Raw genomic sequence first — 8,191 nt, forward strand, 5'->3', positions numbered from 1 at the left:
CCGGCTGGCCGACCTGACGCCGTTGCTTCGCCAGGTCGGCGACATCGATCTGCCACGCCTCGTCTCTCGCGGCGACGCCGCCACCTATCCTGGCGCGCCGGATCGGGGAGACCACGGATGGCAACCACAGGTGCGATCTGACTGGCACTGGAAGGATGACGACATCATTCCGATCAGGAGCCACGATTTCCATTAGATAATGCGGCCCTATCGTAGCGCCATAGCGTAAGAATTTTGCCCATCTTGATCGGGCGCGGCCCGCCAGGTTTTATTGATTCTGCATGCTTTAGGTGCGTGATCTGGTCTCGTGCCCACCTGCATGCCCACTTTCAATTTGGCTTCAGCAATCAAAGGCGACGATCGGCGAACACGGATTTTTCGGCGACACGCTTCTTTGCCCGCACTTTTCCAGTAGAAAATAATTGTTAGTGATCAGCCGCGACCATCGGTCTCCTTACATCGCCATCGCCGACGCAAGTGTAGACCGGGACCGCAACAGAGCATCGATCGACCAGGCACCACCGCCGCGGGTGACGAGCGGCAACAGGATCGCCGCCCAACTTAGGTGGGTCGACCAGGCGCTCGGATAGACAAAGACCTGGATCACCAACGTCATGCCTAGCAGAGCAAGCGCGGACAGACGGGTGAACAGCCCAATCACGAGCAGCAGCGGGAAAGCATGTTCGGCCCAAGTAGCCAGAGTGGCCGCAACTTCGGGCGGCACCAGGGGCAACGCGTATTCGCTGCGGAACAGTTCGTAGGTGCCATCTGTGATCGTTATCATTCCTTCCACCTTGGTTCGTCCGGAAAGGAAGAACACGGAGGCGACGCCCAGTCGGGCGACGAGCAGCAGCAGGGCGTCAGGCAGCAGCGCGGAGACGCGTTGCAGAACTTGGTCGTAGCGCAGGCGCATCGGTCATCTCCGGTATGAGCAGCCGGGACGCGGCAGCGCCCCGGCCGATTTCGTCAGGCCTTCGGAGAAAGCGATCCGTTACCCTTGGGCGTCTTGATCGTGGTGCAGGTGCCGGCTTTCACCAGCTTCCACGCGTTACCCTGGTAGTTGACTTTTGAGGTGCCGGCGCAGCTCGTGCCCGGGCCTGCGGCGCAGTCGTTCTTGCCGGCGAGTGAGACGCCGTAGCATTTCTCCATGGCGGGTTTGGTCTGTGCGCTCGCCGGCGCCGTGAGCGCAATGGTGGAGGCGATGGCGATGCTGGCGGCAAGCGCCGCGTGGGTGTTGCGCATGATGTTATCCTTCTGATCCGGCTCGCCTCTGCGCGCGGCCCAGGGAGGGGCCGGACCGCGCGATGACCGGGGAGGCGGCGGGGATGCCCGGTCACACCGGCAAGTTCGTCGAGGGGGCTGACGAGGTTACAACCGATACGGAAGAAAGAATTCTGGAGGGTGCTGTAACCATCCCGCGGTCTGCGCCGAAGATGGGGCGAGGAGCTTGAATGCGGACGAACGAGGAGGTTCTGCGTAGCTTGATGATCGATGGGCTGGATGGCGATGCCGCGGCCCATACGGCATTGCTGCGCCTTCTCGTTCCGCTGTTGCGGGGTTTCTATCGGCGACGCGTTCGCGGCGCTGACGACGATGTCGAGGATTTGGTGCAGGAAACCCTGATTGCCGTTCACACCCGGCGCGCATCCTACGACCGGGATCGCGCCTTCACCGCATGGATGTTCGCGGTCGCGCGTTACAAGATGGTCGATCATTTCCGCCGTGCCGGTCGCCTACGACCGATCGACGGACTCGAGGGCGATCTGGTCGCAGAAGATTTCGAGGCCGGCGCGATCGCGAAGCTCGACGTGGCGGAGCTATTAGCTGGACTGCCGCCCAAGCAGGCGCGAATGATCCGAGCGACCCGGATCGACGGACTAAGCGTTGCCGAGGCAGCGATTGCCGATGGGATCGGCGAGTCTGACGTGAAGGTATCCGTCCATCGCGGACTCAAGGCCCTCATGGCGCGCGTCCAGGGGACAACACGATGAACACCGACGACCTGATTTTGAAGCTCACGCAGGACACGCCCCCGGTCAGCAGCCGAGCGGTTGGTCGGCGCATCACGCTCGGTGTGGTGATCGGTGGCATCGGCTCCGCGATCCTCGTTGCATCTTGGATCGGCATCCGCCCCGATCTCGGCACGGCGATGCAGGGAGCTTCATTCTGGTTGAAATGGGGCTACACGCTGTCGCTCGCGGCAGCAGCACTCGCGATGACCGCGCAGCTCGCTCGCCCAGACACACGTCGGCTGCGCGGCCTGTGGCTGCTTGCGGTGCCGGTCGGCTTGTTAGCACTCGTCGGACTGCTTGAGCTGGTACGTACGCCATCGGCCGAATGGCTGGCGATGTGGCTTGGGCAAAGCTGGAAGACGTGCCCCTGGCGGGTGCTGTCGCTGGCGGCTCCTATTTTTGTCGGCCTGCTATGGTCTTTCCGCAGGCTGGCGCCGACGCGGCTGCGCGCCGCCGGTGCGGCGGCGGGCCTGTCGGCGGGCGCCTTCGCCGCCACCGTCTACTGTCTTCACTGTCCGGAGGTATCCGCGATCTTCGTGCTGACGTGGTATTCGCTCGGCATCCTGCTGGCGACGCTGCTCGGCTCGCTGCTCGGACCTCGCCTGTTGCGGTGGTAAGCGCATGAGGCTGACCACCATACAGGAAAGATTGGCGTGCAGCGCTACGCCGGCACGCCATAGGAAAATCTACTTCGTCGGTCGGCGCCGTGATACTCGAATTGTCACTTCGATGAACGACCCGTTCGTCCTGCCGAAGCCGCTCGGCACCGCGGACCTCGCCCACTTATCGCGGCATGTTGTCCAATATGGTCTGGTTCGCTGCGATCACCGCTCGCGGATCGCATAGGCGACCACGAGCATAACCAGGGTCACAATCGCCGGCGCGGCACTGCCGACAGGGTCGCCGACAAGGATGTGCGTACCCGCGGCGCCCACAAGCGTGGCCGCCATGGCGCCGAAGGCCCAATCTTGCAGGAAGGTAAAGCGTGGCTGATAAATGCAGATCACACCGATGATATAGGCCACGCCGGTAATGGTCGTGAAATAGCCCGGATAGCCAAGGCGCATCATTTCCTCGGTCATCATACCAGCCAGATTGAGCACGCCGGCCGCAAGAAAGACGAATGCAACAAGGCCCTGCAGGATCGGCTGAACCATTTTGATCGCGCGAGAAGAGGATGCGGTCGTCGTCATGGTCACTCCCTTTATGCGTTCTGCACGCGGGGGACTGCGTTCGGGAGAAACCCGCGGTTCGCCCGCGGGTGTCCGAGCCGAATGGAGATCGCACCACCCACATCGCGTAGTTCGCATCACGGGCTGCAATGGTTACATGCGTTGACCGAAATAACCCTGACGGAGCGGCTCCCGCGCTCACCGGTGCAGCAGCCGCGGGTCCGGGGCGCCGCCGGCGAGGTTCGTGCCGTCGCCGCTCGGGATGCTCTGGCGTGCTGCGATCACCGCCTCGCGGGCCGGGCGCGGGTGCCAGCCGAGCAAGCGCTCTGCCTTGGCGGACAAGATTCGACGATCCCGATCTGCTTCCAGCTACGGAAACTGCGTGCCGAGCTTCATGCCGGCACGCAGTTCGCAAATTACTCCGATGTTTGCGGCGGCCGCGCTCGGCTTGTCATCTCGGTGATGACCGCCATGATCTCGCGCGGCGTATCGATCTTGCGGAACTCGGATGCCAGTTCTTGCGCGCGAGCCCGTAATGACGGTTCGCCAAGGAGACGGTCGACCGCGTCTCTCAGGTCGTCAACGGCGGGTGGCACCGCAGGCAGCTCGATCCCGACGCCCGACCATGCGACGCGCGCGCCGACCTCAGCCTTGTCTTCGGAACGGCCAACCGCGATGATGGGAACGCCCGCCTGCAGTGCGAGGGAAACGGTGCCGTACCCGCCGTTGGTCACGACACCCGCCAGGCGGGGGATCAACTCGGCGAAATCAACATACGATGCGACAAAGATGTTGTCGCTCGCTTCTGCCCTGACACTTTCAACCGGACGTCCGCCGGTTGTGACGACAAGATGGAGGTCGTCGCGCCCGGCAAGCGCTTCAATCGTCGGATTCACCAGTTCGTCGAAGTCACGGTTCGCGACGGTGCCTTGAGACACCAATATGATAGGACGTGATCCGTCGAGCCGGTCCCACCAGTCCGGCTGCTCGAAACGGCGCGACGATGGCGGAAGCGCGCCGACGAAGCGCACATCGGTTGGCGGATCGCCGAAATCATACTCGAACGAGGGCACCGTCGGTTGCATGAACATGTCGTTGCCGAGGACCGAGGCTTCGAAGTAACCGCATGGGGGTGGGGTCACGCCCATACCGGCCAGTGTGGCGAAGAGGTTGGCGTTCACCGGACCGAGGAGCGCGGCATCGACGTCGCGCGCGATTGCGGCATACTGGTCACGTTCGTCGGCGTTGCGGGCCGGCGGCAAGCCCAGACCGATCGGCGCTCCGTCCAGCCGCGGGAGCATCATGAAGGTGATGCCGAGGCCGATGATCGGGGGGCGTGGTCGCGGCTCGCCATAGAATAACGGCAACCGGCCGAAGAACATGGAGTCGGTGATGATCGCATCCGGTCCGAAATCCGCGATCAGCGTGTCGAGCGTTGCGGCCTGTTCCGGGATCGGATCTATGAAGATGCGTTCCATGTCGAAGCGGATCTGCGCCGGGCCGGCAGGCAGCGATGCCCGTTCCGGGAACAACTCCTCGACGCGCGTGAAATCCATGTCGGCCTTGCCCTGCAATGGCGCGAAGCGGGCGCCCGCCGCTTTCACCCTCGGCGCGAGCACGGAGCTGGTCGTGACGAGCACCTCCGCACCTTGTGCCATCGTTATGCCGGCCAGATTGAGCAGCGGGATGAGGTGACCTGTGATCGGCGTCGATGCGAGCAGCAGTTTCATGTTCGATCCTTGAGATTCAGTCCGCACATGGGCGCGACGAGACAAGAAGAGTCCGGAAAAAGGGCCGGACGATCCGAGATCCGGAGTTCGCACACCACGGCGCGATGGTTACACCGTGACCGTTCGCGCGCCGGGCGCGTATCGCGCGTATGACACCCTTTCAAAATCGCCGCCGGTTCATCACCCCCTCTGCAATCGCCCTCGTCGTCGCCGGGGTCGGCCGTGTCGCGTCAGCACAGGCGGCCGCTCCCGCCCCGTTACGACGTTCCGACGCAGTGGCGACAGCGATTGTCGCCTGTCGCTTATGCCGTGTTGCGCCGCGGTTCGACGAAACGGGCGTTCTCCAGTCCGCTCAACGACAAGCATCGGACCGGAACCTTCGCCTGCGCCGGCTGCAACCTGCCGCTCTTCGCTTCCAGGGCGAAGTTTGACAGCGGCACGGAATGGCCGAGTTTCTGGACTCCGCCCGGCGACGCGGTGAGCCGGCGCCGCGACAGCAGCCTCGGCATGATCCGCACCGAAGTGCGCTGCGATGGCCATCTTGGCCACGTTTTCAACGACGGACCACGTCCGACCGGCCTTCGCTACTGCATGAACGGAGCGGTGCTGACCTTCGTCCCCCACTTGGCCGACCCGCAGGGCGTCGTCCGCCCGCGCCGCTGGCCGTATTCGAGCCGGTTATTTCGCAGAGGCTGTAACCACCCTGCGTCCTCTCGCGAAATGACGATGCCATCACGGCAGAACCATTTCCTGGAGACTTCATCATGCTCACCCTCGACACCGGCATCGGCATGGCCGCTTCCGCTGCCGTCATCGCCATCGCCGCCGCCTCGGCGCCGACAGCCGCGTTCGCGCAGGACGGCGCATCGGGCGAGGTCGTTCACTGTTACGGCATCAACACCTGCAAAGGCACGTCGGACTGCAAGACCGCCAAGAGCGAGTGCAAGGGCCAGAACGAGTGCAAGGGTCATGGATTCAAGGCGCTGACCGCAAAAGCCTGCAAGACCGCCGGCGGCAGCCTGACCGAGGCGAAGTAACGCGCACGGCCCGGCGTCCGCTTCGGCGCCGGGCCGCCCTTTGCAGCCAAGGAGCGCCCAGATGACCCCCTCTTTCGCCGGCTTCGGGCTCGGCCTTCGGAAACCGCATTATGCGGCGTTCCTCGAGCACCGCATCGCGGTCGATTTCCTCGAGGTGATCTCCGAAAATTTCATGGTCGACGGCGGGCGGCCGCGGCAGATCCTGCGCGACATCCGGGCGCGCTATCCGGTGGCATTGCACGGTGTGTCGATGTCGATCGGCTCGGTCGACGGCCTTGATGCCGGCTATCTCGCGCGATTGCGCGCGCTGGTCGACGAGGTCGAGCCGCTATTTGTCTCCGACCACCTGAGCTGGTCGCGGATCGAGGGGTTCAATTCGCACGACCTGCTACCGCTGCCCTATACCAAAGAGGCGCTCGATCTGGTCTGCGCCAATATCGACCTCGCACAGGACGCACTCGGCCGCGCGATGCTGATCGAGAACCCGTCGACCTATATTGACTTCGCGCCCGCCGATATGACCGAGTGGGAATTTCTCGACGCGATGTGCGCTCGCACCGGCTGCGGCCTGCTGCTGGACGTCAACAATGTGTTCGTCAGCGCGAGCAATCACGGCTTCGATCCGCTCGAATATCTGGATGGCGTGCCGCACGCGCGCGTCCGCCAGATCCACCTCGCCGGGCACAGCCAGGGCGAGCGGCTGTTGATCGATACGCATGACCGTCCGGTGCCGCCGTCGGTGTGGGACCTCTACGCGCACGTCCTGCCGCGGCTCGGCCCGGTGGCGACGATGATCGAGCGCGACGACGACATCCCGCCGCTGTCCGAACTGCTGGCCGAGCTCGGCACCGCACGGCGCATCACGGCGGGTAAGATGGCGGCGGCGGCATGAGCCTCCTGGCGCTCCAGCGCGACATGCGCGCCTGGCTCGTGCACGAGGATGCGGCGGCGGCAGGCCGCATAGGCGCGATGGCGAAGCCCGGCCTCGACGTTTATCAGAACAACTACCGTTCACAGCTCGTCGCCTGTCTTGAAGGCAGTTTTGCGCGAACGCAGGCCTGGATCGGCGACGAGGCGTTTCTTCATGCCGCGGTGCTCCACATCGATCGCATCCCGCCCAGTAGCTGGACGCTCGATGCCTATTCGCGCGATTTCCCGATGACCCTCGCCACGCTCCATCCGGACGATCCGGAGATCAGCGAGATCGCACGTATCGAACTGGCAATCGAGGAAGTGTTCGTTGCGCCGGACTGTCGGGTGATTGCCGTCGACCAGTTGCAGGACGTCTCATGGGACCGCGCGATCCTGGGCATCGCGCCGACGATCGATCTCGTCGACCTCGACACCAACGCCTTTGCGATCTGGTCCGCCCTCGTGGCCGAGACGCCGCCTCCGCCAGCCGACCGTCTCGACACCCCCGGCGCGGCCATCGTCTGGCGGCAGGATTATCGCGCACGCATCCGGCCGATCGATGCACTCGAGCGCCAGGCGCTGATGCAGGTGCGCGCCGGTCGGTCGTTTGGCGTCCTGTGCGACGCAACCGCCGATGCTTTCGGGCAGGAGCAGGGCACCGCGCTTGCGGGGGGATGGCTGGGCCGGTGGATCGCCGACGGCCTTATCACCTCGATCGCCAACGGTTCTCAGGAGACCGCAGCATGACCGCCTCGACCATCTTCGCCGTGCAGCGGCCCGGCATGCGAAAGAACTCGGGACCGTTGCTCGACCTTCCAGATGCGAATGACGGCATAAGATATGCTGTCATTCGCAGCATCGCCCCGGCGCTGTGCAAAGACCGGCCGACCGAGGTCGCGCTGGTCCTCGTCACCACACCCCGCATGGCCCGTTTCTTCGACGAGATCAGCGTTTCGCAGGCGGACGCGGCGATGACAACGGAACGTCTCGCCCATTTTTCCGATACCTGCGCCGCCTTCGAGTTCTGGAACGCCAGCCCGACCGAACAGGCCGCGATCGGCATCGATCTGGCCGGAGCACCCTATGAAAACCGTTATTGAGGAGCCTGCGCCGCGCGACGGCGACCTCGTCAAGCGTCACCGATTGTCGACGCGGCTGTGGCACTGGACCAACGCGCTGGCGCTGCTGGTCATGCTGATGAGCGGGCTGATGATCTTCAACGCGCATCCGCGGCTCTATTGGGGCAGCTATGGCGCCAATCCCGACCGGCCGTGGCTCGTCATCGGCGCGCAAGGAGAGCGCGGCTTCGTGCGGGTCGGGCCGGTCGA

The 8,191-nt window shown here is 64.3% G+C and carries 13 protein-coding genes and 1 pseudogene; 9 read left to right on the top strand and 5 right to left on the bottom strand.

Annotated elements, in window-relative coordinates; genetic code table 11:
• The coding region (locus tag VL973_RS10030) for a hypothetical protein (RefSeq protein ID WP_325283880.1) at positions 1–196 on the top strand (196 nt) is incomplete at its 5' end.
• A 258-nt stretch (positions 197–454) separates the two neighbouring features.
• Here VL973_RS10030 and VL973_RS10035 read toward each other — a convergent pair.
• Together VL973_RS10035 and VL973_RS10040 are read right to left on the bottom strand one after the other, a co-directional pair.
• Positions 455–913: a DoxX family protein gene (locus tag VL973_RS10035; RefSeq protein ID WP_325283881.1), complete on the bottom strand. Its 459-nt coding sequence runs from the start codon at positions 911–913 to the stop codon at positions 455–457.
• Positions 914–966: 53 nt separating this feature from the next.
• Positions 967–1,242: a BufA1 family periplasmic bufferin-type metallophore gene (locus VL973_RS10040; protein ID WP_325283882.1), complete on the bottom strand. Its 276-nt coding sequence runs from the start codon at positions 1,240–1,242 to the stop codon at positions 967–969.
• Positions 1,243–1,451: 209 nt separating this feature from the next.
• Here VL973_RS10040 and VL973_RS10045 point away from each other — a divergent pair, with 209 nt between their 5' ends.
• Both VL973_RS10045 and VL973_RS10050 read left to right on the top strand, forming a co-directional pair.
• Positions 1,452–1,991, top strand: a complete 540-nt coding sequence (locus VL973_RS10045) for a sigma-70 family RNA polymerase sigma factor (RefSeq protein ID WP_325283883.1) — start codon at positions 1,452–1,454, stop codon at positions 1,989–1,991.
• A complete protein-coding gene (locus tag VL973_RS10050) occupies positions 1,988–2,629 on the top strand; it encodes a DUF1109 domain-containing protein (protein ID WP_325283884.1) in 642 nt (213 codons plus the stop codon). Before VL973_RS10045 ends, VL973_RS10050 begins: the two co-directional genes overlap by 4 nt.
• Before the next feature lie 207 nt (positions 2,630–2,836).
• On the opposite strand, the gene VL973_RS10055 is transcribed toward VL973_RS10050, so the two are convergent.
• The 3 genes from VL973_RS10055 to VL973_RS10065 form a co-directional block, all read right to left on the bottom strand.
• Positions 2,837–3,205: a DoxX family protein gene (locus VL973_RS10055; protein ID WP_325283885.1), complete on the bottom strand. Its 369-nt coding sequence runs from the start codon at positions 3,203–3,205 to the stop codon at positions 2,837–2,839.
• 177 nt (positions 3,206–3,382) lie between these two features.
• Positions 3,383–3,505 carry a hypothetical protein gene (locus VL973_RS10060; RefSeq protein WP_325283886.1) on the bottom strand — a complete coding sequence of 41 codons (123 nt, stop codon included), beginning with the start codon at positions 3,503–3,505 and terminating at the stop codon, positions 3,383–3,385.
• Positions 3,506–3,600: 95 nt separating this feature from the next.
• Positions 3,601–4,914, bottom strand: coding sequence for a glycosyltransferase (locus VL973_RS10065; protein WP_325283887.1), 1,314 nt, complete (start codon positions 4,912–4,914; stop codon positions 3,601–3,603).
• 309 nt (positions 4,915–5,223) lie between these two features.
• On the opposite strand from VL973_RS10065, the pseudogene VL973_RS10070 reads away from it, so the two are divergent.
• From VL973_RS10070 to VL973_RS10095, 6 genes and pseudogenes are all read left to right on the top strand, one after another.
• A pseudogene (locus VL973_RS10070) lies at positions 5,224–5,478 on the top strand (peptide-methionine (R)-S-oxide reductase); the annotation flags it as partial.
• Positions 5,479–5,678: 200 nt separating this feature from the next.
• The gene (bufA2, locus tag VL973_RS10075; RefSeq protein ID WP_325283888.1) at positions 5,679–5,951 is read left to right on the top strand and encodes a BufA2 family periplasmic bufferin-type metallophore; all 273 of its coding nucleotides are present in this window, start codon (positions 5,679–5,681) and stop codon (positions 5,949–5,951) included.
• Between the two features lie 61 nt (positions 5,952–6,012).
• Positions 6,013–6,843, top strand: coding sequence for an MNIO family bufferin maturase (gene bufB, locus VL973_RS10080; protein ID WP_325283889.1), 831 nt, complete (start codon positions 6,013–6,015; stop codon positions 6,841–6,843).
• Positions 6,840–7,610: a DNA-binding domain-containing protein gene (locus tag VL973_RS10085; protein ID WP_325283890.1), complete on the top strand. Its 771-nt coding sequence runs from the start codon at positions 6,840–6,842 to the stop codon at positions 7,608–7,610. Before bufB ends, VL973_RS10085 begins: the two co-directional genes overlap by 4 nt.
• Positions 7,607–7,963, top strand: coding sequence for a hypothetical protein (locus tag VL973_RS10090; RefSeq protein WP_325283891.1), 357 nt, complete (start codon positions 7,607–7,609; stop codon positions 7,961–7,963). The genes VL973_RS10085 and VL973_RS10090 overlap by 4 nt, the downstream gene beginning before the upstream one ends.
• The coding region (locus VL973_RS10095) for a cytochrome b/b6 domain-containing protein (protein ID WP_325283892.1) at positions 7,947–8,191 on the top strand (245 nt) is incomplete at its 3' end. The genes VL973_RS10090 and VL973_RS10095, both read left to right, overlap by 17 nt.

It is taken from the genome of Sphingomonas sp. (assembly GCF_035490575.1).
Classification (GTDB): domain Bacteria; phylum Pseudomonadota; class Alphaproteobacteria; order Sphingomonadales; family Sphingomonadaceae; genus Sphingomonas.

Coding starts and splice junctions, on each gene's coding strand:
- VL973_RS10035 (WP_325283881.1), bottom strand. CDS start 913: ATGCGCCTGCGCTACGACCAAGTTCTGCAACGCGTCTCCGCGCTGCTG.
- VL973_RS10040 (WP_325283882.1), bottom strand. CDS start 1,242: ATGCGCAACACCCACGCGGCGCTTGCCGCCAGCATCGCCATCGCCTCC.
- bufA2 (WP_325283888.1), top strand. CDS start 5,679: ATGCTCACCCTCGACACCGGCATCGGCATGGCCGCTTCCGCTGCCGTC.
- VL973_RS10055 (WP_325283885.1), bottom strand. CDS start 3,205: ATGACGACGACCGCATCCTCTTCTCGCGCGATCAAAATGGTTCAGCCG.
- VL973_RS10065 (WP_325283887.1), bottom strand. CDS start 4,914: ATGAAACTGCTGCTCGCATCGACGCCGATCACAGGTCACCTCATCCCG.
- VL973_RS10045 (WP_325283883.1), top strand. CDS start 1,452: ATGCGGACGAACGAGGAGGTTCTGCGTAGCTTGATGATCGATGGGCTG.
- VL973_RS10090 (WP_325283891.1), top strand. CDS start 7,607: ATGACCGCCTCGACCATCTTCGCCGTGCAGCGGCCCGGCATGCGAAAG.
- VL973_RS10085 (WP_325283890.1), top strand. CDS start 6,840: ATGAGCCTCCTGGCGCTCCAGCGCGACATGCGCGCCTGGCTCGTGCAC.
- VL973_RS10050 (WP_325283884.1), top strand. CDS start 1,988: ATGAACACCGACGACCTGATTTTGAAGCTCACGCAGGACACGCCCCCG.
- bufB (WP_325283889.1), top strand. CDS start 6,013: ATGACCCCCTCTTTCGCCGGCTTCGGGCTCGGCCTTCGGAAACCGCAT.